Below are 25891 nucleotides of genomic sequence, written 5' to 3' on the forward strand. Positions count from 1 at the left end.
ACAGGTTTGCGGTCGCCACACGGCCGCCTTACTTGCTAATAGGAGGTAGCGGACACGATCCGCTGCCTTTTTATTCGTTCGGGGACATCAATGCCACACACGGTTATCATCGGGGGAAGTCATGCGGGCGTCGCTGCGGCGGCAGCACTGCGCCAGCACGACGCGGAGATGGACATTACGCTTCTGACAGCCGAAGCCGAGTTACCCTATCAGCGTCCGCCGCTGTCCAAGGCTTACATGTCCGGCGATATGGACCTCGACCGCCTGCATCTGCGGCCCGCCGCATGGTACGACGAGAACCGCATTGACTTGAAGACCGGCGTCGCAGCATCCAGCATCGATCGCGCCGGCAAGTCGGTTCACCTCACCAGCGGCGAGATGCTCCGCTATGACAACCTCATCCTTGCGACCGGGGCAACGGCGCGGCGCCTGCCGGCAGAGATCGGCGGCGATCTGCCCAATGTCCGCGTCATGCGCGCGTTGGAGGACGCCGATGGGCTGATGCGCGACATGGAACCAGGCCAAAAGCTGGTTGTTATCGGCGGCGGCTATATCGGCCTGGAAGCGGCCGCCGAAGCGGCCAAGAAGGGTCTGAACGTGACCGTGATCGAGGCGGCGGAGCGGATTTTGCGGCGTGTCGCCTGTCGTGAGACAGCAGATGTTTTTAAAGGCTTGCACGAAAAGCACGGCGTAACGATCCTGGAAGACACGCAAATCGAGCGGTTCGTGGAGAGCGGCGGTCGCGCGGTCGCTGTACGGCTTGCCGGTGGCCGCGAACTGCCGCTCGACATCGCAATAACGGGCATCGGCATCGCACCGAATGTGGCGCTTGCGGAGGCCGCCGGATTGCAGGTTGCCGTCGGTGTTATCGTCGATGAGCGCGGCGCGACATCGGATTCCGCGATCTACGCCGCAGGCGATTGCACCGTACTGCCCTTCGACAACCATCCGACACGGCTGGAATCGGTGCAGAATGCACACGACCAGGCAGCCGTGGCAGCGGCCAACATCTGTGGCGTCGATACGGTCTACCGGCCGACGCCGTGGTTCTGGTCCGACCAGTACGACATGAAATTGCAGATCGCCGGATTGAACCGCGGCTACGACGCGGTGGTGGCACGGCCAGGCAAGCGCGAGGGCTCGGCGTCGCACTTCTACTTCAAGCAAGGCCGCTTCATCGCCGTCGACTGCCTCAACGACGCGGCCACCTATGCGGCATGCCGCAAGCTGCTCGAAGCCGGCGCCGAGATCGCACCGGAACAGATCGCCGACGAGGCGTTCGATCTGCGCGCCGCATTCAAAGCTCTTGCCGATTGACGACTTGCACACCGTCGGCAACCCGGTCGCTCGGGTGAGTGATGACCTGCAAGCCGGGCTCGATGCCCGATGTGATTTCCGCCATCAGCCCGCTGCGCCGGCCGACCTCGACCGTGTACTGGCGCGCCACGCCGCCTTCAGCTGCAAACAGCGCCCAGCCGCCATTGTTGCGGAACAAGGTGCTGATCGGCACTTGCAGGACTCCGTCGCCTTCCCAGGTGATGACCCGAACAAACACGGCATAGCCATCGCCCAGCTTGCGGCCGGCGATTTCGCCATCGACGAAATCGAACGTCACATCGACGCGCTGCTCCTCAATGCCAAGCGCAGACACCTTGGTGTAGGCCGAAGGTTCGATCTTGCGAACTTCGGCTTCCAGCCTTTCTCCGCCACCCCAGCGCTCCACAAGCACCCGCGCACCCGGCTCGATGCTCACCGCGTCTGCCGACAGGATATCGGCGACGATCTCCAGATTGCCCGGCTCGCCGATCGACAACAGCTTGGTGCCGGCCTGCACCGGCCGCTCGCTGACATTGACGATATCGAGCACCACGCCGTCGACCGGGGCCGTAATCGAAACGCAACAGCCTTCATCGTCGATAACCGCGCCGGACTCGCCCGGTTCGATCAAGGCCGCACGGCTGCGGGCAAGCGCGCTTTCAGCCATGTCGCGGTTCAGAACGGCAGACTCCAGCGCCGCCTCGCGCAATGTCTGTTGCTGCGCGGCGTCCTCGAGCTGGGTCAGCGACGACACGCCGCGCGACACCAGCGCCTTGACGCGAGCATGCTGCGATTGGGCGTAGTTCAGCTCCTCGCGTGCCTGGCGCAGAGTGCTTTCGGCGACCCGCAGCCCCGCCTCGGCCTCAAGCACAGCCGCTTCGGCCTGGCTGCGCGCCCGCGTGTCGAGAAAGCCCGTCGCCAGCGGTTGCACCACGGCAACCACGGTCGTTCCCTCGGCGACAAGATCACCGACTTCGACGGGCGAACGCTGCGCGGTGCCCGAGATCGGCGCGGACACTTCGTAGATATCCTTGATACGGGTCTTGCCGTCGGCGTCGACCGTCTGACGCATGGGCGCGCGCTCGGCGACAACCATGTCGACGGGGACAGCCTCAGGCCGGAACGCAAAGTAGCCCGCACCGACAATCGCCACCAGCGCCAGTGCCGAGGTTATGACCGTACGCGGTTTGATCGGCATGGTTCATTCCCTTGTTTTCATCACGGAGACCAAATTGAGAGTGTCGAGCCGGCGCCGGACGATCAGCGCCGAAATGATCGCCGCGCCGATGGCGACGACGCTAGCATAGGCAAAAGTATCGCGTTTCAGCACGATCGGGATCGCGTAGAGATCGCTGGAAAACGATTGCACCATCGACCAGACGAGCAATGACCCGATCGCCCAGCCGAGCGGTTGCGCCAGCAGGACGAGAATGAGGATCTCGCCCATCAGGATGTAGGAGACTTCCAGATTCGTGAAGCCGAGGATGCGCAAGCTGGCCAGTTCGCGCGCACGCTCGGAGAGCTGGATGCGCGTCGAATTGTAGGTGACACCCGCGGTGATCAGGACCGCGATGGTGAAGTAGATTGTGGTCATGATCAGGATGTTTTGCGAAATCGTCTCCCGGAACGAGTCACGCGCATCAGAGATCATCACCAACCCGGCGACGTTCGGCGTCTGCTTGACCTCGCCGTGCAGTTCGCCGAGGCCGGCATGATCGACCAGCAGATTGGCGAAGGAAATCTGCGGTTCCTGGCGCAACAGGCGCGCCGCGTAGTCCGCGTCGACATAGGCGCCAAGCCCGAAATACTGGATCACCGTGCCGGTGACCGAGATCCGAAAGCTCTCGCGGCGGCCAAAGAGGAACTCGACATCCAGCGTGTCGCCCGCCTCGACGTCGAGTTGGCCGGCAAGCCGACCGCTGAGCAGGATACCCTCCGTCGGCGCAACGACGGCATCGCCATCGGCGCTGATGATGCGGGCGAGATCGTCATCGGGACGGCGTGCTTCGATGGATACGCGCTTTTCCAGATGCCCGTTCACAAGGCGTGCGGGCATGGAATAGGCTCCCTCGGCCCGCAACACCGCGGGCAGGTCCTTGACTTCCTCCAGCGCAGTTTCACGCGTCTCGCCCGACATTACCAGCATCGCGTGCTGGCGGTTCGCCTGAAAAAAGGCGACATCAATCACCTCCTCAATGGAGTCCTCGAAGAAACTCGACGCGACAAGGACGGCCACGGCCAGCGACAGGCCAAAGCTGGTGAGGATGGCCCGCATCGGCCAGCGCGTGATGCCCCTGAGCACCATCATCGTCGGCTGCGAAAGGCGCATCGCGGTCAGCATGCGGTCGAAGAAACCACGCCGGAAATTCGGCGGCGCCGGCGGCGACATGGCGATGGCCGGCTCCAGCCTGGCAGCGCGTATGGCATTGATGATCGCGCCGCCGGCGGCGGCCCCGATGCCAAGCAGGCCGGAGATCGCATAGGAGGTCAGCGGCACGTGGTAGAGCAGGTAGGGAAAGGTGAAGAAGTTGGCGTAGAGCACCGCCATCCCGCGCGCCAGCCAGGTTCCGATCCCCCAACCGATCAGCACCCCGACAATCGCGATCAGCACCGCCAGATAGACATAGTGCATGCTCACTTCGAGATTGTTGTAGCCGAGCGCCTTCAGCAGACCGATCTGACCGCGCTCCAGCGCCACGATGCGGCCGATGACCATGTTCACGAGATAGGCCGCGATCGCGAAGAAGACCGGCGGCAGGATGTAGGCCATCGTCCGCAATTGCTCCATCTCCGAATCGATGAAAGCGTGCGAGGTCTGTTCCATGCGGTCGAAGGCGCCGGTGCCGCCATAGGGTTTCAGCAGATCCTCCAGACGGTCGACAACCTCTTCGGGCTCGGCTTCGCGGCTGATCTTCACGCCGACATCGTTGAACGCGCCGGCCATGTCGAACGCCGCCTCGACGGCTTCCTGCGGCATCCAGAGGATGCCGAAGGTCTTGTTGTCGGGCAGCAACTGGCCCGGCCCGATCGAGTATATGAACTCCGGTGACAGCGCGGTGCCGGTGATCGTCAGCGGGCGCTTGGCGCCGTTCAGGTTGGCATGGATGATGTCGCCGATGACAAATCCGTTTTCCTCTGCGAAGGGCTCGTTGACCACGACCTCTCCGACTGCGCCCGGATCCGGCAGGCGGCCAGAGCGCATCAACGGCACGTTCAGGCGCGGATTGTTGCCGGGCGGCAGCGAGATGATGCGGCCGGTCGACGCCTCGATCCGGTCGGGCAGATCCAGCACCGCATCCCTGACGATGCGCAGATCTACCGCCCAGATGCCATCGATGGTGAGGATTTCGTCCTCCAGCGTGCGCGGCGCACGCCTCGCATTGGCGAAGATGTCGGCGAAACGGTTGCGTTCGTAATAGGCCTCGCGGGTCGTTTCCAGCGCGCCGTACATGCCGAACGATATCAGCAGGATGGCGACGCCGCAGCCGAGCACCAGCGCGATCGACAGCGACTGCGCCCAGAGGCGGACAAAATCGCGCAACAGTTTGAGATCCAGCGCGCGCATGGCTTCACCACTCGATTTCCGACGGGGCTATGCGCGCGTCGTTGATCTCGACATCGGCAATACGACCGTCCTGGAAACGGATGACGCGATGCGCCATCTTGCGGATCGCGGCGTTGTGGGTGATCACCGCCGTTGTCGTTCCGAACCGCCGGTTGATGGAGTCGAGCGCCTCGAGAACCTGCACGCCCGTCTTGCTGTCGAGCGCGCCGGTCGGTTCGTCGCACAACAGTACCTCCGGGCGCTTGGCGATGGCGCGCGCGATCGCCACACGCTGCTGTTCGCCGCCCGACATCTCGGCGGGAAAGTGATCGAGCCGATGGCCGAGGCCGACAAGTTCCAGCGCTTCGGCCGGTTTCATCGGATCGCGGGCGATGTCGGTGACGAGAGCGACATTCTCGCGCGCGCTCAGGCTGGGCACGAGATTGTAGAACTGGAACACGAAACCGACATGATCGCGCCGGTATCGGGTCAGTTCGCGTTCCGACAATTCGGTCAGTTCGAGATCGCGAAACCATACGCGCCCCGACGTAGCGCCGTCGAGGCCGCCGAGAATATTGAGCAGTGTCGACTTGCCGCTGCCCGAGGGTCCGAGCAGCACTGCAAGTTCGCCCGACATCAGCTCAAGGTTCACGCCGGCAAGCGCGTGCACCTTTACTTCGCCAGTATCATAGATTTTCGTCACGTCTTCCGTTTTGAAGACGAGATCGGCTTTTGCTTGTGCGTCCATGACGTTCCGATGATCCGGCAGCGTTCTTGCAAAACTAAGACGCCGATTCCTTGATCGCGCTCAATCCGCATGAAATTGCCCCTGCGTGATCGATTGCCGGGCAAACGCTTCCAGCCCGGCAAGAATGGCTCTAACGTAGGTGGAAAATGCGGCAAATCAGGGGGCATCCACAATGGCAGCGAATGCGTTTCCGATCTTCGATCTCAGGCGGTTCGAGCAAGCGGGCGACGTCGAACGGATACAGCTCGCCGGCTCGGTCGACGAGATTTGCCGTGAGACCGGCTTTCTCGCGGTCGCCAACCATGGCGTTGCGCCAGCGGTGATCGAAGGGGTTTGGACCTGCGTACAGCAGTTCTTCGATCAATCGATGGAGGTGAAGGAGAAGGCCGCGGCCCCCTTCCCCGGCTATCCCTACGGCTATCTCGGCCCGCAGAAGGAGGCACTTGCCAAATCGCGCGGCGAAGACACGCCGCCCGACCTCAAGGAGAGCTTCAATGGCGGTCCGTCAACCGCTCCACCGGGCATGACGGATCGCGAGGCGCTCGACTTCTGCTATGCGGCGACGATATGGCCGGAACGGCCTGCAGATTTCAAGGCGGGATGGCAGGCATACTACGGAGCGATGGAGGATCTGGCCGCGCGCATCATGCGGGTGTTTGCGGCAGCACTCGATCTGCCGGAAACCTTCTTCGACAGCTATATCGACGCGCCAATCAGCGCGCTCAGGGCCTTGAACTATCCGGCGCAGACCGTGGCCCCGCAACCCGGGCAGATCCGGGCGGGCGCCCATACCGACTATGGAAGCCTGACCATCCTTCTGCCGCAGCCCGGTTCACGCGGGCTGGAGATCATGACGCCTGACGGGGAATGGACGCCGGTGCCGCCGGTCCCCGACGCCTTCGTCATCAATATCGGCGACCTGATGGCGCGCTGGACGAACGACCGATGGGTCTCCACGCTGCATCGCGTCGTCAATCCGCCCGAGGAGGAAGTTGCCGCCGGTCGCCGGATGTCGCTTGCTTTCTTCCACCAGCCGAATTGGCATGCGGAGATCGAGGTCCTGCCAGCCTGCGTCGCGTCCGGGGCAAGCGCCAAGTATCCGCCGGTGCTTTCCGGCCCCTATCTGATGAGCAAGTTCAAGGCGACGACAACGTAGGGACGGTCTTCCGCAAACAGGGTGGTCGCATCGGCGGCCCGAACGGTCGCGTGTGTGCAGTTTCAGTGCGCGGTTCGGTCGCCGGGAATTGCAAAACCGATCAGCGCATTGTCGCGGATGACCTGTACCCGGTATTGCGCCAAACTCAGAAGCGCATTGGCGACCTCATCCTCCGACCAGCCCACCGCCGCCGCCGCGTCGACAAGCTGGTCGAACGCCGGCGCCAAGGCTACTTCGCACTGCAGGTCACGATCAAGGCCCGTGCCATGCTGATCCGGCTGATCGATGTTCATGCCCTTAGGTAATACACTGCTTTCGGTTCATTTGCCACCCTATGGCAACGTGGGCCAGTAATGGGCTGATAATTTTACGAGTTTCGAGTGCGGCGGAGCTTCGCAGCCGTAACAGTACTTTCCGGGCTCCGGCAACCGCGCTAGTCTCCCGGCGACGGCCGCATGCCGTTCCGCCATTCGCCGGGCGGTGACCGACGGCGATCGAGACGAGGCCCGCAAACACCGTGAAGATCGCCGCCATTGCCGCCTTTCCGTTCGCCATGAATCCGGGAATGATTTCCGTCGACCGGGCGGTGATCGATGTCCTGCAGGACGCCGGCCGGGACTGCGAACTGGATCTGTTCTGCCTGGAGAAGTCGTTCACGCTTGAAACCGGCTATCTCGACATGGACTACGCGGCGTTGCGCGATCCGGCACAGCTGGAAGCCTATGACCGGATCATCTTCTGGGGCGACTTCCTGCACTGGAACACCTACGCGCGGACCGATGTCGCCAGCCGCATGCTGAAGGCCGGCGCCGCCCGCTCACCGGAAGAGGTGCGGGAAATGTGGTTCAAGCTGATGCTGCTCGAGGATCGGCCTGACCTGCGCAAACGATCCATCGTGTTCGGATCGACGATTTACGGCCTTGGCGCGGCGGATCTCGCCGACCGGCGATATGTCGACGCGATCCGCGCGCTTTATCGCGACGCCGTGCTGGTGGCGCTCCGGGATGTACTGTCTGCAGGCTTCGCCTCTCAACTCTGCGGAAACTTGCGCGACCATTTGGGATGCGATTGCGCGTTCTTCCTGCACAATCGTTTACAGGATACGGCATCGAGCCAACAACGCGGTGGGCACATCGCCTGCGCGTTCGGACGCTCCGGCGCGACAACGCTCTATCGCAGCTTTACGGGGCTGATGGCAAAAGCAAGCGGCTTGTCGGTGCAAGAACTTGCTTGGCTGGACTGCCAGCATGCCCGCGATCTCGAGCCGATGATCGGCGCTATTGGCGATGCCGCCTTCGTCGTCACCGACGTCTACCACGTCGCGGTGACGGCGCTGCGCGAAGGAACGCCCGCGATCTGCCTTGCGCACGGCGCATCGTCGCCAAGTTCGACGATCGCAGACAAAAAGAAGGAAGTGTTGTTCAGCCAGTATTTCGCCGGCGGGAGCCTCGTCTTCCACGAGGTCCTGCATGAAGCCATGTATTCGGATCGGCAGGCGCGCCATCTGGTGGAACAATGTCTAAAGACGCTGCGCGACCCGACCTACAACGAGGCGGTATTCGCCAACATCCGCGAGCAGGTCGCGCGCCAAAGGGCCCGGCTGCATGCGGCGATCTATGCTGACCAGCGCGAATACGCGGGCTGACGCGCAATTGCACCCTCAGGCGGCTACTTCGTTGCCGGACGCAGCCGCATAGGCGGGCTGGTGTGTCTCTATGACCGCGCCGAATTCGCGCAGCACACGCTCCTTTCCGGCGCGCGTACTTCCATACTCGCCATTCCTCTCCTGATCGATCGTCACGGCGAGCGCATCCTCATCGACCGGCAAGGCCAGTCGTTCGGCAATGGCGTCAACAACGGTACGCGGATCTTCAACCAGCGTTCGGGTTCGCACGCGAAGCGGCGTGATTTCCCGTTCACGAAAGAAGCGGGACCACAGACGTTCGCACTCGACGACATAGCGGCATGCCCAGTCGACCGACTCGCGGTCGAAGCGCAAGTCCATCACCAGGTAAGGCGGTTCGACATCGCTGAATGACCAGCGGTTGCTTGCTGCCGCGGTGACGAGGCTGGCGACCTGCGCTGCCAGATCGCCACGGCGCAGATGCACGAAGATGTTGCGGATCCCACCGTCGAAACCGCCTGGATGCACCTGCCGGAACAAGGGTAGCTGTTCTGCCATCAGCTTGCTGGCAAAGATGCCATTGACAACGCGGTATTGCATGAGCGCACGGCCATAAGCCGCATAGGCCGCATCTTCATCGGCTGCCCGCATGGCAATCTGCCAGCGCCACATCAGGTAGTGCGCGGTGAATGCCATGTAGTACTCGGTCGGCACGCCCCAGCCCTGCGCGACGAGATAGCGGCACAAGGTAAAGCTGGCGGTCCGCGGCGTTGTGCATATGTAGATGCCGGCGGTCAGCGGCAGATCGGCGCGGTCGTATTGCGGGCCGGCAAGATCGGGAATGTCGAGCCGCGTCATTCCAAATCGACTTTTGCGGTGAAACGCAACGAACGGGTGAAATGACAATTGTCGATGAAGGCAGGCGATTCGATCTTGGGCAACGGAATATCGAGAAAGGCGCCCGTCTTGTAGACGTCTTCCGACCGGAACATCTCGTCGACGCGCTGCCAAATCTGCCTGCGAAGCTCAAGCGAGATATCCGCCCGCATCTCAAGGCGCATCAGCAGGCTCTTGACCTCACGATACAGTTTGCCTTTCGCAAAGCTGACTTTGCGGCCCGTTCCGTAGTTGGTAATGCGGTCTAAATCGGAATGTTCGATGACCCGCTCGATGCCATCATCGGGCAGCTTGTGGCGATTGTACCCAAGCAGTTCGAAGCGGTGATAGAGATCGACATCCTCGCCGCAATAGCCCTGCATTACCTCGTCATAGCCGCCGACGTCATCATAGGCCTGACGCGGGACCACACAGGTTCCACGCACATCGTTGCGGAACAGGAATTCGCCGAAATGATCCGTGGGAACCTTTTCGACCATCTCAAGGACGCCCGGCGCGAGGACGATATCGGCGTCGACAAAGAACAGCCTGTCGGCGGTTGCCGCTTCGGCGCCACGGTTGCGTGCCTTCGAGGCATTGAAGACCGGTTCATTGTCGACCTCGACAACGGTGACTTGCGGATAGGTTTCGCGCACGAAATCGCGGGTACCCTGCGGACAGTCGAAATCGACCACCACCACTTCGAAGCCCTCAAAGGAAACCAGTCTGGGCAACGTCTCCTTGAGATGCTCCAGACGCCCTTTGCAGGTCGTTATGAACGATATTTTACTCTGCTTGTCCGACATTTTTCCGCCAGTCCTGAATCGCGTCCGAAACCTCGGCCATCTGAAAATAATGTATGAAATGCCCGCCCGAAACCGGCGCGAGCGACAACAAGCCGCCGCCATAATCGGCAGAGCCCGAAAATGTCGTCGTAGCGATATAGGGGTCGTCGATGCCATAGGCCAGCAGAAACGGCACCTCCCCGACCGGGATCTTCCCCGGATCGACGTCTTGGCGCTGGGGATAGTTGGCGCGGTAGTATCCCGCCATCGCCTGTGGCGAAGAGCGGCGCAGAACCTGCAGCAGCCGGTCGCGGTGATCGCTGCCGCCGGCCCACCGCGAAAGAACCTCGATATCGAGTGCGGCACCCGCATCCGGCTTGGCGAGTTCGCGGGCATAGGCCGACGTTTCCCACTGGGCGGGATCGTTCATCGAGCGGAAGAATGATGCGGGATGCGGAGCGCTCATGGAAACGAAAGCCTTGAACCCCGACGCGCGGCGCAGCCAGAGCCACCACGCGATCGCGCCGCCCCAATCATGGCCGACCCAGGTGACCTCACCGCCGCAAACGGACCGGATCGCAGCATCAAGACCGGCGGCGACCCTCGTTATCTGCAGATCGTCCGCAGAGATCGCGACAGCGGCATTATTGTAGCCCGGCAGATCCAGAAACACGTTCCGGCCCGCCGGATTGAGCGCCTCGGCAAGCGGAACGAGACTGCCCCAGAAATCGGGAAATCCATGTACGAAAACGAAGACAGGGCCGCCGCAGCCGGCTGCCCTGCCTGTTATCTTCAGGCCGTCGTATTCGACGGCGAATTCCTCGAATTCAGAGGTCGGCACGTTTCGTTGTTCGACCCGAAACCGTCCGTTAGAACTTCGTCTTCACCTGCAGATACGGACCATGAACGGTGGGATTGTTCAAATTCGACGAACCATAGTCGCCAACCACATTCCAAAGCTTCTGCGCCCTGTAGCCGCCGACGATTTCCGTGCTGTCGTTCGGCTTGTAGGAAACGCCGATGCTGGCGGTCAGCTCGGTGATCCAGTCATATTCTGAATTACTTCCACCGTATGAATACGGGCCGTAGCTGTCACCGTTATAGCTGCCCTGGTAATCACTGCTAATGGTGAATGTACGGCGGCCGTATATTGCAGAACCCGAAAGACCACCGACAATGCCCCACTGATCGCCGGCGCGGAATTCGCCGCCGATGCGCGGACCGGCACCAAGGAATTCGGTCTCGCCGACCTTGCCGAATTGGTAGCTCTCCGGCGGCGGGCCGCCAACTTTGGAGAAATCAAACTCGTTCTTAGTACGCAGATGCATGCCGCGTATACCGCCGAAGATCCGCGTATGCACGTTGTCGCGCACATAGGCATTTCGGCCGATATCGAAGTCGATCGTCTGGAACCCAAAGCCCGTGCCGAGTTCGCCGTTACTGGAATAAGGGCCTTCGTCGTAAAAGTCCGAGTAGATATTGTCCTGGAACTGGGTAATCGTACCTGTCAGGCGCCAGTCATAGGGCGACCCGGCATCGAAAGCGCGGCCGATAGAGATCGCGCCATAGCCGCCGATATCGGTGTCGAAAAGGTTGCCGACCTTGCCGCCGGCGATGTCCGAGTAATCGGAGAAAGTGAGACCGCCCTCGATTGCCAGTTCCAATGACGGATACGAATCGTCCGCTGCCGCGACGGCCGGGCCTGCTACAACCGCAGCACCAGCTGCAGCAATCTTGATCGTACGGTTGGACATTGTTCCCCTTTCCCGAGCCAAAAAATAAAAAATGCCCCTTTTGGCGACTTGCGTAAATTGTTACGCACCAATAATCAAGCTGTCGCAACGTAAGTTCGCCTCGGTTTTGACATTTTTCGACAATCGTTGCGAATATGCATCACTCCAACAAGGGCAAATACCCTATTACTAACCGAACAGACTCGGCCGGGCAGCGCCAGCGCGAGTTTTGTCCATCAGATTCAACGATTTGAGACGCGTCTTCGAAACGACGGCCATGAACATTACGGAACAGGTCATAGTCCAGCTTTATGCGTCAGCCGAGCGCCAGCAACAGGCGACGGAAACCGAGAGCACTGTCGTTTCGGACTATGTCGTGGCGCACAAGATGCTGCGCAACGAATCGGCCTTCAAGAAGGATTACGGATTGATCAGCGCTTTCACGGTCAGCCGTTTCAATGCCAACGATGCTGACTGGACTCACCGCCGAAACCTGTCGCAGAAGAATTTCGCGACCGTCTCGATGCCCGACGTCGCCCGCTTCATCGAGGGTACGCCGGCGAGAGTGTTTTCGCCGGATGTGCTCGAAACCCGACCGGAATTGCGCAACCTGTGTCTGGAGTATGCGGCAAACAACCTGTTTCGCGTGATCGGGCACGACAGGGTGCCCGACGGCTATGTGGATTGGGTCGTAAAGGTGAGGCCCTTCGTCCAGATGTTGCAGGTCAAGACGCTGGAAGGGCAACGCGCCGCGCCGTTCTCGGCAAGCGAGAAGCAGGCTCTGCTTGAAGAACTGCGTGTCATCATCCGGCCGGAACTGAAGTTCTACGACAAGCTCGTGGGCGCGCTCGGCGAGGAGGCGGCTCTCGAAGAGGCCGCGATGCTTCTGTTCGGCGGCGTCGAATCGACCGCGACCACAATCTTGTGGTGCCTTGAGATGCTTGGCCGAGGCAAGCCTTACCAGGATATCGTCCGTGCCGCCGATGCCAGCGAACGAGCGGCCCTGATCGAGGCGTTCGTCAACGAGACGATGCGCCGCTTCCCGGCCATTCCGCTGATTGTGCGCGCGCCGCTGGAAGATTGGTCGGCGAACGGCAGGCATTTTGCCGCCGGTCAGCCGGTGATGATTTCGATCATCGGCATCCATCACGACGAGCGCAATTGGAAAGAACCGTTTCTGTTCGACTACAGGCGTGAGGCGTTCCTCAAGAAGACCGTGCGCAACGGTGCCTTCATGCCGTTCAGCCGGGGTCTGCGCACCTGTGCTGGCGCGCGGCTGGCAACCGACGAAATTAAGGCGGCTGTCCTGCACTTCGTCGAGAATTTCGAGGTCGAACAGCCCTGCGAGCAGGTCGGTTTTGACTACGGGCTGACACTTAACCCGACAACCTATGGCCACATCCGGTTCAGACCGCTAGACCGGAGCGAAGCCCATTCAACGACCGGAGCCGAAATTGCTTGAAATCGTGGACAGCAGCGCCGGTGAGAAGCCAGTGCTATTTACTTCCACCATGGATCTTCTGGCGACAACCCCGCCATTCAAGGCGTTCGGATTGGAGCGCATGGTGCGCTCGGTACAACACCAGATCGACAGCAACACATGCCTGTTCGGCATCGAGAACGGCCGGCTCTGCGCCTATCTTGGTTGGATTCTGACGTCGAGAGGGGTGGTCGAAGACTGGCGCAACAACGATGGTCCATTGCACCCGGCGCCGGAAGCCGAGGCGATCGTGGTGACGATTCTTGCCGTCAATTCGCCTCGTGCCATTCTGCCGATGATCAAGAAGGCAAAGACGCTGTCGCACGGCCTCCCGGTCTACTGGAAACGAATTGGTGAAGACGGCATATCCGAAGACATAAGGTCGGTCCCGTGAGCAACATTATCAATCGCAAGATCGCAGTCCGGTTCGGCACGGTTGTCGGTGAGATCTCGATCAAAATCTGGCAGGCGGAAGAAAACGCGCCGGTCTTGTTCTGTCTACCCGGCTATGTCGGTCATATCGGCAGCGAGTTTTCGTTCCTAGCCAGTCACCTGTCGGAAAACGGCTACACGGTGGTCGTGCCGGATGTCATCGGACGCGGCGACAGCACCTTTTTCGGCGAGAAGGAATACTACAGCCCGAAGAACACGCTGATTTCGCTGCACGCGATTTTCTCTGCCTTCCCTGGCCGGCCGCGCTTCGTGATGGGTACGTCCTGGGGCGGTGTGATGGCGTTGATGTACATGCAGGCGTTCCGCGAGAACTTCTCCGGGGTGATCTTCAACGACATCCCGTTGATCAATTACGGGCCGTCGGAAGACTTCAAGACGTCGATGCTCGAACTGTGCAAGTCGGATTTCGAGACGCTGGAGGAAGCCGCCAGTTTCGGGCATGCCACGCTTGACCGCGTTCTCGGGCCGCTTCCCAGGCACTTCGATGCCGAGTTTGTCGGGGCCAATTACGTGGGCGAGAGGGATGGCCGCTTCCGTTTCAAGGTCGATCCGGCGCTGGTCGAGATCATTGAGGAACACATCTTCAACCGGTTCGACATTTCCGGCGACATAGCGGAACTGCGGTGTCCGGTCGCCCTGCTCTACGGGACCAACAGCTGGCACCGGGACATGGCGGTGATCGAGCTGGTGCGACGCAACGGACGCGATGTCACAGTGTTCGACAACCTTGCAGGCACGCATCCGCCACAAATGCTGACCCGCGACCAGCACATGGTCGTTCAAGGGTTCCTCGACTACGCGACGAAGAAAGCCCAACCGTGGCGGCAAGGCGCCGAGGCATAATCACGCGGCATAGGCGACCTCACGTCGTTGCATCATTTATGACGGTTCCTGTCGGCAATCGGTGGATTGCGGTGTCGATGCGAAAATGTGACTAGTGGCCTCCAGGAGGCTGCGGTACCCGGTTCCGGTCGCAGCACGCTGCGCAAGTGGGAGGGTGGAGAATGCCGGATCGCATCGTTAAAGCTGTCATGAGGGACATCCGTTTTCCGACGTCGCGATCGCTCGACGGATCGGATGCGATGAACAAGGCGCCGGACTACTCGGCCGCTTATGTCACCTTGATCACCGAGAGCGGACTACAGGGCGACGGACTGACATTCACCATCGGGCGCGGCACCGAGATCTGCGTCGCTGCACTCGACGCTCTCTTCCCATTGGTCGAGGGCCTCGACATCGACGAGGTTTCCGGCGATCTCGGCGGCGTTTGGAAGCGATTGACCGGCGACAGCCAATTGCGTTGGCTCGGCCCCGACAAGGGCGTTATCCACCTGGCCACAGCGGCGATCGTCAATGCGCTTTGGGATCTTGCTGCCAAGCGCCTTGGCAAACCGGTTTGGCGCATACTTGCCGATATGTCGCCGAAGGAAACGATCGCTCTGGTTGACTGGCGCTATCTTCGCGATGCCCTCGATCCGGGCGAGGCGCGCGAACTGCTTGAGGAGAAGATGCCCGGCCGGGCGGCGCGGATCGCCGAGATGGAAGCACAGGGCTATCCGGCCTACACAACATCTGCCGGTTGGCTCGGCTATTCCGACGACAAGGTGCGGACGCTGGTGCGCGCCGCGATGGCCGAGGGCTGGACGCATTTCAAGATGAAGGTCGGCGCCGACATCGAGGACGATGTCCGGCGCGCGCGGCTGATCCGCGAAGAGATCGGCCCTGACCGCAAGCTGATGATGGACGCCAATCAGGTCTGGGGTGTTGAGGAAAGCATCGCCAATATGAGCCGTCTCGCGGCTTTCGATCCGTGGTGGATCGAGGAACCGACCAGCCCGGACGATGTCCTGGGGCACGCCCGCATCGCCCGCGAAATCGCGCCGATCAATGTAGCGACCGGCGAGCACTGCCAGAACGCCATCATGTTCAAGCAGTTGCTGCAGGCAAACGCGATCGGCTTTTGTCAGATCGATTCCTGCCGGCTCGCCGGCCCCAACGAGATTATCGGCGTGCTTTTGATGGCGGAAAAGTTCGGCGTGCCGGTTTGTCCGCATGCCGGCGGCGTCGGCCTGTGCGAATATGTCCAGCATATCTCGATCTTCGACTACATCGCCGTTTCCGGGTCGCTGGAAAACCGGGTGCTCGAATATGTCGACCACCTGCATGAGCATTTCGTCGATCCGGTGGTCATCCGGGACGGGCGCTACATGCCACCGCAGAAGCCCGGCTACTCGATCACCATGCATGACCAGTCGCTCGCCGAATATACATTTCCCGATGGTGCCGCCTGGAGCGGTCAGAACTGACGGCGCCCGGTCTGACGAAAATGACCTCAGACTGTTCGGCGAGCGGGCATGCCCACGCCTTGACTTGGTCGAGCCCCGGTCTAACATGTTAGTATGTTACCAGACAGATCCCGTTCTGAAGACGGGCCGCGAGGGTTTCAACCGAAACTGAAACCGCTCGACATGTTTCCAGGTCCGCTGTCCAACCGTGCGTTCCTGTCGCTCAAGGACGCGATCCTGAACTTGGCCTATAGCCCGGGCGAAGCGCTGCGCAAACCGGAGATCTGCGAAGCGCTCGGTGTTTCGCGCTCGCCGGTCTCCGAGGCGATCACAAAGCTCGCAGCGGAAGGTCTTGTAAAGGTCATTCCACAGGCCGGGACTTATGTTGCCCGCTTCTCGATGGACGAGATCCGTGAAGGCGCGTTCCTGCGCGAATCCCTTGAACTGGGGGCGGTCGAGTATCTCGCCGAAAGCATCACTCCGGAGCAGCTCGCGCTCCTGAAACGCAATCTCGTTATCCAGAAAGCGCTTCTGGATGCCGGAGACGTCGCCGGTTTCTACAAGATGGATGCCGAAATGCACCGGCTGTTGATGGAGTTTACCGGCTTCAAGCGTCTCGGACAGATCGCCGAGACATCCTGGGTGCATGTCAACCGGGCACGTCAGCTTATCCTCCCGGAACCCGGCCGTGTGGAGGCGACCATAGAGGAGCACCGCCGCATCGTCGAAGCACTGGGAGCGCGCGATGCCGATGCCGCGCGCAAGGCGACGCGCGCCCACCTGCGCCAGTTGATCCGGTATCTCGAGCCGCTTGAACGCGAACGGCCCGACTTGTTTGAACCGCGCAAGCCCGCTAGGCCTTGAACGGGGGAACAGCGGGGGACTGTCGCGATGTCGCAAAGAATCGCCAACCGGCCGAAATATGCCGCGCGTTTGAACGCATTCAAAATCGGCCTTCAGTCGGAAGGAAAGCCCACGGCCGCGGACATGATCGCCCGTGCCGCGCAGGTGGACGGTCTGGATGCCGCAGACCTGAACTATCCGGATCACTTTGCCGATCATTCGCCGGAACAGATTGCACGAGTGCTTTCCGATAACGGCATGGCGCTCAACGGTCTTGCCATGCGCTACTATACGGATCCCGGTTTTCGGCTTGGCGCTTTCACCAATCCGGATCCGAAGGTACGCCAGGAAGCCATCGACATCACGCGCAAGGGTATCGACGCGCTGGCCGCGATGGGCGGTCGGCTGATGACGCTTTGGATGGGCCAGGACGGCTTCGACTACTCCTTTCAGACCGATTACCGCACGCTGTGGGATCACACCATCGAGGCGCTGGCGGCTGTTGCCGACCACAATGGCGATATCGACATCGCCATCGAATACAAACCGAACGAACCCCGGGCCTACGCGCTGATGCCGGACGTGGGCTCGACGCTGCTGGCGATCAAGGAAGCCAGCAGGTTCAATCTCGGTGTGACGCTGGATTTCGCGCATGTGCTTTATGCCGACGAGATGCCGGCGCATGCCGCCCATCTCGTCAGCCGCCATTCGCGCCTGCTTGGCGTGCATCTGAACGACGGTTACGGCAAGCGCGATGACGGCCTGATGGTCGGCACGGTTCACCCGATCCAGACCGTGGAACTGTTGGTCGAGCTGGACCGCATCGGCTATGACGGCGTGCTTTATTTCGACACTTTCCCCGATCACGGCGGCCTCGATCCCGTGGCCGAAGCATCGACGAATATCGCGCTGGTCGAACGCCTGCGCATGGTCGCGGCCGGTCTGACCCATAACGATGATCTTGCCGCGGCGATCGCGCGTCAGGACGCAACGGCGAGCATGCGGATTGTCGCCGATGCGCTCTATGGCGGACAATGCGCGTGAGCTGCGACGTCTTCGTAGCCGGATCGCTGCATCTCGACGTGGTGGTCGACGCGCCGCGGATGCCGCGCATCGACGAAACGCTGATCGGGTCGGCCGTCGCCTACCGGTTTGGCGGCAAGGGCGGCAACCAGGCTGTCGCAGCGGCCCGCATGGGAGCGGCTGTCGAAATGGCCGGCCGGGTCGGCGGGGACAGCTTTGCCGGCCAGTTGCTGGATGGGCTCGACGCCGCCGGTGTCGGCCGGTCGGCCGTTCTCTCCGGTTCCGGCGCGTCCGGGATGAGCGTGGCGATTGTCGATCCCGGCGGCGATTACGGCGCCATCGTCGTCTCCGCCGCGAACCTTGCGATCGATGCGGGCGAGATATCGGTGCCGGAAGACGCCCGCGTCGTCTGCCTGCAAAACGAGATACCGGAAGCCGCCAACCTCGCCGCCGCCGTCGGCGCGAAAGATGCGGGCGCGACGGTGATCCTCAACGCCGCGCCTTCTCGGGCGTTCTCCACCGCGCTGCTCGACCATGTGGACGTGCTGGTGGTCAATCGGGTCGAAGCCGGCGACATGTCGGGCAAGACCGATCCCGAGGAAGCCGCGCAGGCGCTGACCGGCCTCGGCCCGGCAACCGTGATCGTTACGCTCGGAAGCGATGGCTTGATTTGGTGCACGACCGCTACGGCAACCCGGACGATGCCGGCGATCGCGGTCGAGCCGGTGTCGTCGCATGGCGCTGGCGACATGTTTGTCGGCGCGTTCGCCGCTCGGCTCGCCGACGGCGCCCGCATGGAAAACGCGCTTGGTTTCGCGCAAGCGGCGGCGGCGCTGCACGTCTCCTGCCCGGTCGACGAGCGGGCCCGACTGGACCGCGACACGGTCGAGATGCTGGCCGCCGAAATCCGCTAGACGCGCCCCTCACCCGACCGGCGCGTCGGCGCGCATCAGGCCCTGCGCCTTAAGGTCGGCCCAAAGCGCCGGCGGAACCTGCGCCTTGGCGGCCGCCAGATTCGACTCCATCTCGGCAACGCCCTGCCCGCCCGGAATGACGGAGACAGTGCTCGGATGCAACAGCGGGAACTGGAAGGCCGCATCGACCATGCGCACGCCATGTGCTTCGCACACCGCCTGGATGCTGCCGACCCGGTCGAGGATCTCCGGCGGCGCGGGATCGTAGTTATAGAAGGCGCCCTCGCGCGGACCGGTCGCCAGAATGCCGGAATTGTAAGGGCCACCGGTGACGATACCGATGCCGCGTTGCTCGCAAAGCGGCAGAAAGGTTTCCAGCGCCTCCTGTTCGAGCAGCGTGTAACGGCCGGCCAACAAGAAGATGTCGAAATCGCCGCGCTCGGCGAGCGTCTGGCAGGACTGCCACTCATTGACGCCGCCGCCAAAGGCCTTGATGACGCCCTGTTCGCGCAGCGACAGGAGCGCGTTATAGCCGCCAGCCATCAGTTCCTCGGTCTTTTCGTCGAGCACCGCCTGCGAACCGTGATTGAAGATGTCGAGATCGTGGGCGAACAGCACGTCGATGCGATCGATGCCAAGCCGTTCCAGCGAGAACTCGACAGAGCGCATTACGCCGTCATGACTGTAGTCGTAGATTTCCCGGCGCGCCGGCACGTCGAACCACTTGCCGAAACCATCCCGCTTGTCCGGCGTGGTCGCCTCGAGCAGCCGACCGACCTTGGTCGACAGCACATATTCGTCGCGCGGCTTGCCGCGCAGAAACCGGTTGAGACGGGTTTCCGACAGGCCGAGCCCGTAGAGCGGCGCTGTGTCGTAGAAGCGGACGCCGCCCTGCCACGCCAGTTCGAGAATGGCATGCGCATCGTCGTCGCTGATGGCGCGATAAAGGTTGCCAAGCGGTGCCGTCCCGAAGCCGAGCTCGGTAAAAGTCAGGCCACCATTGCCGATGCGGTCCCAATGACGCGTCGCCAGAACCATCTCCAATCCTCCCCTGTCAATGCAACTGACATGCTAGTATAAAGCGAATTCGAATGCGCCTGAAAAGAGAGGAACCGACCGGATTCGCGCAGTTGAATGGGGGAGACGATGAACAATTTCCGAAAGGTTTTCGGCGCGACGAAACCGGTCATTGCCATGGTGCATTTCGGTGCGCTGCCGGGATCTCCGCTGCATGACGAAGCCGTCGGCCTCGAAGGGCTACTGGACGGCGCACGGCAGGACCTCGCCGCGCTTCAAGCGGCGGGTTTCGACGCGGTGATGTTCGGCAATGAAAACGACCGCCCCTATGAATTCGAGGTAGACACGGCATCCACAGCGACCATGGCCTACCTGATCGGCCAGTTGCGCTCCGAGATCACGGTACCGTTCGGCGTGAATGTGCTGTGGGACCCGAAAAGCAGCATCGCGCTGGCGGCAGCCACCGGGGCGCATTTCGTGCGCGAGATCTTCACCGGCACCTATGCTTCCGACATGGGCCCGTGGACCCCGGATGCCGGCGCGGCCATGCGCTACCGCAACAGGCTCGGCTGCGATGACGTGGCCATGCTCTACAATGTCTCGGCGGAATTCGCCGACAGCCTCGACCGGCGCCCCCTGCCCGACCGGGCCCGGAGCGCGGTGTTTTCCAGCGTGCCGGACGCCGTTCTCGTTTCCGGCCAGATCACCGGGGAAGCAGCGGAACTGTCGGATCTGGAGGCCGTCAAGGCGGTGCTGCCGGACACGCCGGTGCTCGCCAATACAGGTGTCAAGCACGATACCGTCGCAGATGTGCTGGCCGTCGCCGACGGCTGCATCGTCGGCTCCTCGCTTAAGGTGGACGGCAACACCTGGAACCCGGTCGACGCCGACCGGGCAGCCGACTTCATGGCCCGCGCGCGCGCTGCCAGGGAACCGTAAGATGCGCGATCGCCTGCATGCCGACCTGCGAGAACTGATGTTGCTTCCCGGCCTGAGCGGTCACGAGGACCGCGTCCGCCGCGCCATCGCTGCCAAGCTTGCGGAGGCCGGGATCTCGGCACGCTCCGACCGGCTGGGCAACCTGATTGCGAGTTTCAAGGGCGATGCGGACGCGCCAAGCGTCATGCTGTTCACGCATATGGACCAACTGGGTTTCGTGGTCCGCAAGATCGAAGACGACGGGTTGATCCGGGTCGAGCGGCTCGGCGGCGTGCCCGAACGCGCCATCGCCTCGCAGGCGGTGGTTCTTGCGACGGCCGACGGCGACGTTCCCGCCATCATCGCCAACAAGAGCCACCACGCGACGCGCCCGGACGAGAAGCTGACGGTGGTGACCACGCCGGACATCTTCATCGACACCGGCCACGGGTCGAAGCAGGCGGTCGAGGCCGCCGGGATCAGGATCGGCACGCCGGTCACCTACAAGCCGAATGTTATCGACATGGCCGGGGATCGTATGGCCGGGACCAGTGTCGACGACCGGGCGGGATGCGCGGTGCTGCTTGAGGTGGCGCGCGGGCTGGCGGCGCGTGGCGGCGGGCCGACCGTGCATGTCGTTTTCTCCGTTCAGGAGGAGTTCAACTTGCGCGGCGCCGTCGTCGCGGCGCAGGCGCTGAAGCCCGACATCGCCATCCAGATCGACCTGATGCTGGCGACCGACACGCCCGAGATGGACGATCGCGGCGAGATGCGGCTCGGCGGCGGCCCCGGCATCAGCCTCTATTCGTTTCACGGACGCGGCACGCTGAACGGCGTAATCCCGCATCCGGCCATGGTGCGGCTGTTCGAGGAGACGGCAAGCGCGGAGGCGATGCCGCTACAGCGCAGCGCGCAGGTCGGCGTCTTGACCGATCTCTCCTATGTCCAGCTTGTCGGCGAAGGCGTGGCGAGCATCGATGTCGGGTTTCCGATGCGCTACTCCCATTCCAGCCTGGAAATGTGCGATCTCGACGACCTGGAGGCGCTGATCCGGCTGCTCGGTGCAGCGCTCGCGCGCATCGGCCCCGACTTTCCGCTCAACCGCGACGAGGCCTTTTCATGACCTATACGCTCGGCGTCGATATCGGGACCTTCGAATCCAAGGGTGTGCTGGTCGACGGCTCCGGCACCGTCATCGCCAGCGCGACCGCGCCGCACGAGATGATCGTGCCGCGTCCGGGTTGGGCCGAGCACCGTCCCGACGAAGACTGGTGGGGCGATTTCAAGACGATCGTCGCCAAGCTGCTGGAGCAGTCCGGCGTCGATCCGGCGGAAATCGCCTGCGTCGCCTGCAGCGCCATCGGCCCCTGCACGCTCCCTGTGGACGCGGATGGCCGGCCGTTGATGAACGGCGTGCTCTATGGTGTCGACGCGCGCGCCGAGGAGGAAATCAACGAACTGACCGAACGCATTGGCGCAGAAACGATCCTCGACCGCTGTGGCAACGCGCTGACGTCACAATCGGTCGGGCCGAAGATCCTTTGGCTGAAGCGCAAGCGCCCGGAGATCTACGAGAAGACCGCGCATATTCTGACCTCGACCTCCTATCTGGTGATGAAGCTGACCGGCGAGATCGTCATCGACCACTACACCGCCGCGAACTCCAGCCCGCTCTACGATGTCGAAACGCTCGACTGGACCGACGATCTGGCCGACGACATCGTATCGCTCGACAAGCTGCCGCGCCTTGCGTGGTCGACGGAGATCGCCGGCACGATCACGCTGCAGGCCGCAGCCGAAACCGGGCTTGCCGCCGGTACGCCGGTGACGGCGGGCACCATCGACGCGGCGGCGGAAGCGGCAAGCGTCGGCGTCGCCGCGCCCGGCGACATGATGATGATGTACGGCTCGACGATCTTCATCATCGCGCTCACCGACCGCCGGGTCCGCGACCCGCGCCTGTGGTATGCGCCATGGCTGTTTCCCGGCCAGCATGCCTCGATGGCGGGATTGGCCACCTCGGGCACGCTGACGCACTGGTTCCGCGACCACTTCGCCAAGGAACTGACCCGCGAAAACGCCTTCGCCATCCTTGCAGCGGAGGCTGAAAAATCGCCGCCCGGCGCCAACGGGCTGCTGCTGCTCCCCTATTTTTCCGGCGAGCGCACGCCGATCCACGACGCGAAAGCCAAGGGCGCGTTTTTCGGCCTCAACCTGACGCATGGCCGTGGCGACATGTACCGCGCGGTGATCGAGGGCATCGCGTTCGGGACGAACCACGTCATCGAGACCTATGCCGAAGCCGGCCAGCGCCCGCAGCGGGTGCTGGCGGTTGGCGGCGGCACCAAGAATGCGATCTGGCTGCAGGCCACAAGCGACGTGTCCGGCCTGCCGCAGATCGTTTGCGAGAAGACCGTCGGGGCAAGCTTCGGCGATGCCTTTCTTGCGGCGGTCGCGGTCGGCGCGGCCAAGCCGGAGGATATCGCGGCCTGGAACCCGGCCGCCACGACCGTGCAAGCGTCCAGCGTACCGGCCTATGAGCGGCAGTATCCGCTGTTTCGCCGGCTCTACGAGCAGACCAAGGATATCGCCGCCGAACTGGGAGCAGAGAATTGAACCGGCATGCCCACCAGGCGCTCGCCGAAATCGGTGAAGTGATGGACTGTGTGGAAGATACGGCAGTCGAACACGCCTGCGCGATGATCGCCCAGGCGCATTCCATCATGGCTTATGGCTGCGGCCGGGAGGCGCTGCAGCTGCGCGGTTTTGCGATGCGTCTCTTCCATCTCGGCCTGAACGTGGCGATGCAGGGCGACATGACAGCACCACCACTCAGGCCCGGCGACCTGTTCGTCGCCTCGGCGGGCCCGGGCGAGCTCGCGACGGTGACCGCCCTAATGCAAAAAGCACGCGACAACGGGGCGTCGGTGCTGTTCCTGACCGCCGAGCCGGACACGCCGGCGGCCGTGCTCGCCGATCTCGTTTTGACCATCCCGGCGCAGACCATGGCACGCGACACCGACGCAGGCACGCACTCGATCCTGCCGATGGGATCGGTCTACGAGGGCACGATGTTCGTGCTGTTCGAGATCATGGTGCTGCGGCTGCGCGACATGCTGGGCGCCACCCCGGACGCCATGCGCGCCCGGCACACCAACATGGAGTAGGCCTACTTCACCGCGCCGGACGCCATGCCCTTGATGATGTAGCGTTCGAGCACGATGCCGATGACTATCAACGGCAGGATCGCGGCTGTCGACAGCGCCGCCATTGCCCACCAGTTGATCCCCTGGCTGCCGGTCTGGCTGGCGACCATGACGGGCAGCGTCTTGGCGTCGGTCGATGTCAGCAGTGCGGCGAAGAAGTATTCGTTCCAGGTCAGCACCAGCGACAGGATGAACGCGGCCACCATGCCGGGCAACGCGATCGGCAGGATGATGGTGGTGAATGCGCCCCAGATCGACAGGCCGTCGACCAAGGCAGCCTCCTCAAGCTCCACCGGGATGGAGCCGAACTGGTCGCGCATGATCCAGATAACGATCGGCAGCACGGTCAAGGTGTAGAGCAGGATCAGGCCGATGCGCGTGTCGAGCAAGGCCAGTTCCTTGTAGAGCACGAGGAACGGCAGCGCCAGGACGACCGGTGGCAGGATGAGCTGGCTCAGGAAGAAGAACGAAATGTCGGAATTTCGCATAAAGCCAAAACGGTAGCGGAACCGGCTCAGGCCGTATGCCGCGCACGACCCCAAAATGACCGCAAGCGCCGACGAACAGACGGCGGTGACAACGGAATTGGTGAACCGCTTCATGAACTCTTCGCGCACCGTCGATTCGGCAAAGATCGTGTCCGGCGACAGGCCAAGCGATTTCCAGCCGCGCCAGGCCGGCTCGAAATCGAAGAACGGGACCATGTGCCCCTGCATCACATTCGGGGCCAGCTTGAAGGAGGTGGTGATCGTCCAGTAGATCGGGAACAGGCAGACGATGGTCCAGAAGATCAGGATCCCGTAGACCAGCACGCGGCCCGAAAACCAGCGCACCCGGTGCGCCAGATCCGTCTCGTGATCGTGGAATATCTGCTGCTCGGCCAAGTCAGTACCTCGGGTTCATCCAGCGGTCGACGAGCTTCATGAATATCGTGATCGCTATGACGATCAGCACCAGATAGACGATCGCGAGCAAGGTTCCGTAACCAACATTGGAGCGGTCGCGGTATTCCCGGAAGATGAAGCTGGTGACACTGTCGGTGGCACCGCCGGGGCCACCCGATGTGACATTGATGATGATGTCGGCAAGCTTAAGCTTGAAGATGATGCGGATCAGAATGGCGGTGATCGACACCGGCAGCATCAGCGGGAAGGTCACCTCCCAGAAGCTGCGCCAGGGCGACGCACCGTCGACATGCGCAGCCTCCTGCAGTTCGCGCGGGATCGCCTGCAGGCCGGCCAGGAGCATGATCATCATGAACGGAATGAAGGTCCAGGCGTCCATCATCATGATGGTGGCGCGGGCAATCTCCGCCGAGCCGAAAAAGGACGGCGTGTCCCAACCCAGTTCGCGCGCCAGGCGCGCCAGCGGGCCGAAGCGGATTTCCAGCATCGACTTGCCGACCATCCAGCTGACAGCGACCGGCGACAGCATCAGCGGCAGCAGAAAGGCCACGCGGAAGAACTTGCGAGCGCGGATTTGCGATGCCAGCAGCAACGCCAGGCCGAACGCAATCGCATATTCGACCAGGATGGCCAGCGTGTACCACACCATGTTCGTCAAGGCGTTCCAGTAGAACGGGTCGTTCCACATCTGAACCACATTGTCGAAGCCGTTGAAGCTGCGCCCGTCCGGCGATGAAAGGTTCCAGTTGGAAAAGGCTATGCCCAGGGCAAAGATCAGCGGGAAAACCACCATCGCGACCACGAACAGCACAGCCGGCAGGATGAACAGCGTGCGCTTGCCCTGCTCGCCATGCAGCACCACCTGGGCGATGCACAGGCACGTGGCCCAGAGCATATAGGCGTAAAGTGCCGGCCGCCAGGTTTCGAACTCGAGCGTTATGTAATTGAACTCGGAAAGCGCCAGAAGCGCGAATACCGCCGCCATCAGCGCGGCCGAACCCCAGACAAGCAGACGTCCGAGCAGACGCCGCCGCGGGGTGATGTCGTCCAAGGTTACGACGTGG

25 protein-coding genes are annotated in these 25891 nt (G+C 62.3%); 14 read left to right on the plus strand and 11 right to left on the minus strand.

The window, feature by feature from the left end; all coding sequences use genetic code 11:
* Positions 1-90: 90 nt before the first annotated feature.
* A complete protein-coding gene (locus tag ACO06R_RS17275) occupies positions 91-1317 on the plus strand; it encodes an NAD(P)/FAD-dependent oxidoreductase (protein WP_421852894.1) in 1227 nt (408 codons plus the stop codon).
* Here the strand turns inward: ACO06R_RS17275 and ACO06R_RS17280 are convergent.
* Genes ACO06R_RS17280 through ACO06R_RS17290 form a run of 3 tightly spaced genes read right to left on the minus strand, consistent with a single transcriptional unit; the run spans position 1298 to position 5609 of the window.
* On the minus strand, positions 1298-2515 hold the full coding sequence (locus ACO06R_RS17280; protein WP_421852897.1) for an efflux RND transporter periplasmic adaptor subunit: 1218 nt from the start codon (positions 2513-2515) through the stop codon (positions 1298-1300). The two genes, ACO06R_RS17275 and ACO06R_RS17280, sit on opposite strands and share 20 nt — an antisense overlap.
* 3 nt (positions 2516-2518) lie before the next feature.
* Positions 2519-4882 carry an ABC transporter permease gene (locus ACO06R_RS17285; protein WP_421852900.1) on the minus strand — a complete coding sequence of 788 codons (2364 nt, stop codon included), beginning with the start codon at positions 4880-4882 and terminating at the stop codon, positions 2519-2521.
* Positions 4883-4886: 4 nt separating this feature from the next.
* A complete protein-coding gene (locus ACO06R_RS17290) occupies positions 4887-5609 on the minus strand; it encodes an ABC transporter ATP-binding protein (RefSeq protein WP_421852903.1) in 723 nt (240 codons plus the stop codon).
* 172 nt (positions 5610-5781) lie between these two features.
* Between ACO06R_RS17290 and ACO06R_RS17295 the strand changes: the two genes are divergently transcribed.
* Complete coding sequence (locus tag ACO06R_RS17295; protein ID WP_421852906.1) at positions 5782-6765, plus strand: isopenicillin N synthase family dioxygenase; 984 nt, start codon at positions 5782-5784, stop codon at positions 6763-6765.
* A gap of 62 nt (positions 6766-6827) precedes the next feature.
* Here the strand turns inward: ACO06R_RS17295 and ACO06R_RS17300 are convergent, their stop codons facing one another.
* A complete protein-coding gene (locus tag ACO06R_RS17300; protein WP_421852909.1) occupies positions 6828-7058 on the minus strand; it encodes a hypothetical protein in 231 nt (76 codons plus the stop codon).
* Positions 7059-7282: 224 nt separating this feature from the next.
* On the opposite strand from ACO06R_RS17300, the gene ACO06R_RS17305 reads away from it, so the two are divergent.
* The gene (locus ACO06R_RS17305; protein ID WP_421852912.1) at positions 7283-8410 is read left to right on the plus strand and encodes a polysaccharide pyruvyl transferase family protein; all 1128 of its coding nucleotides are present in this window, start codon (positions 7283-7285) and stop codon (positions 8408-8410) included.
* Between the two features lie 15 nt (positions 8411-8425).
* Here ACO06R_RS17305 and ACO06R_RS17310 read toward each other — a convergent pair whose 3' ends face one another.
* Genes ACO06R_RS17310 through ACO06R_RS17325 form a run of 4 tightly spaced genes read right to left on the minus strand, consistent with a single transcriptional unit; the run spans position 8426 to position 11804 of the window.
* Positions 8426-9247: a Stf0 family sulfotransferase gene (locus tag ACO06R_RS17310; RefSeq protein ID WP_421852915.1), complete on the minus strand. Its 822-nt coding sequence runs from the start codon at positions 9245-9247 to the stop codon at positions 8426-8428.
* On the minus strand, positions 9244-10071 hold the full coding sequence (locus tag ACO06R_RS17315; RefSeq protein ID WP_421852918.1) for a glycosyltransferase family 2 protein: 828 nt from the start codon (positions 10069-10071) through the stop codon (positions 9244-9246). The genes ACO06R_RS17310 and ACO06R_RS17315 overlap by 4 nt, the downstream gene beginning before the upstream one ends.
* Positions 10052-10891, minus strand: a complete 840-nt coding sequence (locus ACO06R_RS17320) for an alpha/beta fold hydrolase (protein ID WP_421852921.1) — start codon at positions 10889-10891, stop codon at positions 10052-10054. The genes ACO06R_RS17315 and ACO06R_RS17320 overlap by 20 nt, the downstream gene beginning before the upstream one ends.
* Positions 10892-10919: 28 nt before the next feature.
* Positions 10920-11804 (minus strand): Lpg1974 family pore-forming outer membrane protein, encoded by an 885-nt coding sequence (locus ACO06R_RS17325; RefSeq protein WP_421852924.1) that lies wholly within the window; start codon positions 11802-11804, stop codon positions 10920-10922.
* 256 nt (positions 11805-12060) lie between these two features.
* Here ACO06R_RS17325 and ACO06R_RS17330 point away from each other — a divergent pair, with 256 nt between their 5' ends.
* The 7 genes from ACO06R_RS17330 to ACO06R_RS17360 all read left to right on the plus strand — a co-directional run bounded on the left by ACO06R_RS17330 (position 12061) and on the right by ACO06R_RS17360 (position 18781).
* Positions 12061-13245 (plus strand): cytochrome P450, encoded by a 1185-nt coding sequence (locus tag ACO06R_RS17330; RefSeq protein WP_421852927.1) that lies wholly within the window; start codon positions 12061-12063, stop codon positions 13243-13245.
* A complete protein-coding gene (locus tag ACO06R_RS17335) occupies positions 13238-13657 on the plus strand; it encodes a hypothetical protein (RefSeq protein WP_421852930.1) in 420 nt (139 codons plus the stop codon). The genes ACO06R_RS17330 and ACO06R_RS17335 overlap by 8 nt, the downstream gene beginning before the upstream one ends.
* Positions 13654-14559 (plus strand): alpha/beta hydrolase, encoded by a 906-nt coding sequence (locus ACO06R_RS17340; RefSeq protein ID WP_421852933.1) that lies wholly within the window; start codon positions 13654-13656, stop codon positions 14557-14559. The genes ACO06R_RS17335 and ACO06R_RS17340 overlap by 4 nt, the downstream gene beginning before the upstream one ends.
* A 161-nt stretch (positions 14560-14720) precedes the next feature.
* The gene (locus ACO06R_RS17345; protein ID WP_421852936.1) at positions 14721-16022 is read left to right on the plus strand and encodes an L-fuconate dehydratase; all 1302 of its coding nucleotides are present in this window, start codon (positions 14721-14723) and stop codon (positions 16020-16022) included.
* A gap of 162 nt (positions 16023-16184) precedes the next feature.
* Positions 16185-16865, plus strand: a complete 681-nt coding sequence (locus ACO06R_RS17350; RefSeq protein ID WP_421852939.1) for a GntR family transcriptional regulator — start codon at positions 16185-16187, stop codon at positions 16863-16865.
* A gap of 27 nt (positions 16866-16892) precedes the next feature.
* Positions 16893-17888 (plus strand): sugar phosphate isomerase/epimerase family protein, encoded by a 996-nt coding sequence (locus tag ACO06R_RS17355; RefSeq protein ID WP_421852943.1) that lies wholly within the window; start codon positions 16893-16895, stop codon positions 17886-17888.
* Complete coding sequence (locus ACO06R_RS17360) at positions 17885-18781, plus strand: PfkB family carbohydrate kinase (RefSeq protein ID WP_421852946.1); 897 nt, start codon at positions 17885-17887, stop codon at positions 18779-18781. Before ACO06R_RS17355 ends, ACO06R_RS17360 begins: the two co-directional genes overlap by 4 nt.
* Positions 18782-18790: 9 nt before the next feature.
* Here ACO06R_RS17360 and ACO06R_RS17365 read toward each other — a convergent pair whose 3' ends face one another.
* Positions 18791-19813, minus strand: coding sequence for an aldo/keto reductase (locus ACO06R_RS17365; protein WP_421859490.1), 1023 nt, complete (start codon positions 19811-19813; stop codon positions 18791-18793).
* A gap of 114 nt (positions 19814-19927) precedes the next feature.
* Here ACO06R_RS17365 and ACO06R_RS17370 point away from each other — a divergent pair, with 114 nt between their 5' ends.
* The 4 genes from ACO06R_RS17370 to ACO06R_RS17385 are packed head-to-tail and all read left to right on the plus strand — an operon-like array spanning position 19928 to position 23883.
* On the plus strand, positions 19928-20737 hold the full coding sequence (locus ACO06R_RS17370) for a BtpA/SgcQ family protein (protein ID WP_421852949.1): 810 nt from the start codon (positions 19928-19930) through the stop codon (positions 20735-20737).
* Between the two features lies 1 nt (position 20738).
* The gene (locus tag ACO06R_RS17375; RefSeq protein WP_421852952.1) at positions 20739-21839 is read left to right on the plus strand and encodes a M42 family metallopeptidase; all 1101 of its coding nucleotides are present in this window, start codon (positions 20739-20741) and stop codon (positions 21837-21839) included.
* Positions 21836-23332 (plus strand): FGGY-family carbohydrate kinase, encoded by a 1497-nt coding sequence (locus ACO06R_RS17380; RefSeq protein WP_421852955.1) that lies wholly within the window; start codon positions 21836-21838, stop codon positions 23330-23332. The genes ACO06R_RS17375 and ACO06R_RS17380 overlap by 4 nt, the downstream gene beginning before the upstream one ends.
* Complete coding sequence (locus ACO06R_RS17385; protein ID WP_421852958.1) at positions 23329-23883, plus strand: SIS domain-containing protein; 555 nt, start codon at positions 23329-23331, stop codon at positions 23881-23883. Before ACO06R_RS17380 ends, ACO06R_RS17385 begins: the two co-directional genes overlap by 4 nt.
* Before the next feature lie 2 nt (positions 23884-23885).
* Here the strand turns inward: ACO06R_RS17385 and ACO06R_RS17390 are convergent, their stop codons facing one another.
* On the minus strand, positions 23886-24767 hold the full coding sequence (locus ACO06R_RS17390) for a carbohydrate ABC transporter permease (RefSeq protein ID WP_421859493.1): 882 nt from the start codon (positions 24765-24767) through the stop codon (positions 23886-23888).
* A gap of 40 nt (positions 24768-24807) precedes the next feature.
* Positions 24808-25878 (minus strand): carbohydrate ABC transporter permease, encoded by a 1071-nt coding sequence (locus ACO06R_RS17395; RefSeq protein ID WP_421852961.1) that lies wholly within the window; start codon positions 25876-25878, stop codon positions 24808-24810.
* Between the last annotated feature and the right edge of the window lie 13 nt (positions 25879-25891).

The organism is Oricola sp. (assembly GCF_965230365.1).
Lineage (GTDB): Bacteria > Pseudomonadota > Alphaproteobacteria > Rhizobiales > Rhizobiaceae > Oricola.

Coding starts and splice junctions, on each gene's coding strand:
- ACO06R_RS17330 (WP_421852927.1), top strand. CDS start 12,061: ATGAACATTACGGAACAGGTCATAGTCCAGCTTTATGCGTCAGCCGAG.
- ACO06R_RS17310 (WP_421852915.1), bottom strand. CDS start 9,247: ATGACGCGGCTCGACATTCCCGATCTTGCCGGCCCGCAATACGACCGC.
- ACO06R_RS17285 (WP_421852900.1), bottom strand. CDS start 4,882: ATGCGCGCGCTGGATCTCAAACTGTTGCGCGATTTTGTCCGCCTCTGG.
- ACO06R_RS17375 (WP_421852952.1), top strand. CDS start 20,739: ATGCGCGATCGCCTGCATGCCGACCTGCGAGAACTGATGTTGCTTCCC.
- ACO06R_RS17275 (WP_421852894.1), top strand. CDS start 91: ATGCCACACACGGTTATCATCGGGGGAAGTCATGCGGGCGTCGCTGCG.
- ACO06R_RS17300 (WP_421852909.1), bottom strand. CDS start 7,058: ATGAACATCGATCAGCCGGATCAGCATGGCACGGGCCTTGATCGTGAC.
- ACO06R_RS17280 (WP_421852897.1), bottom strand. CDS start 2,515: ATGCCGATCAAACCGCGTACGGTCATAACCTCGGCACTGGCGCTGGTG.
- ACO06R_RS17345 (WP_421852936.1), top strand. CDS start 14,721: ATGCCGGATCGCATCGTTAAAGCTGTCATGAGGGACATCCGTTTTCCG.
- ACO06R_RS17325 (WP_421852924.1), bottom strand. CDS start 11,804: ATGTCCAACCGTACGATCAAGATTGCTGCAGCTGGTGCTGCGGTTGTA.
- ACO06R_RS17350 (WP_421852939.1), top strand. CDS start 16,185: ATGTTTCCAGGTCCGCTGTCCAACCGTGCGTTCCTGTCGCTCAAGGAC.
- ACO06R_RS17370 (WP_421852949.1), top strand. CDS start 19,928: ATGAACAATTTCCGAAAGGTTTTCGGCGCGACGAAACCGGTCATTGCC.
- ACO06R_RS17315 (WP_421852918.1), bottom strand. CDS start 10,071: ATGTCGGACAAGCAGAGTAAAATATCGTTCATAACGACCTGCAAAGGG.
- ACO06R_RS17380 (WP_421852955.1), top strand. CDS start 21,836: ATGACCTATACGCTCGGCGTCGATATCGGGACCTTCGAATCCAAGGGT.
- ACO06R_RS17290 (WP_421852903.1), bottom strand. CDS start 5,609: ATGGACGCACAAGCAAAAGCCGATCTCGTCTTCAAAACGGAAGACGTG.
- ACO06R_RS17355 (WP_421852943.1), top strand. CDS start 16,893: ATGTCGCAAAGAATCGCCAACCGGCCGAAATATGCCGCGCGTTTGAAC.
- ACO06R_RS17295 (WP_421852906.1), top strand. CDS start 5,782: ATGGCAGCGAATGCGTTTCCGATCTTCGATCTCAGGCGGTTCGAGCAA.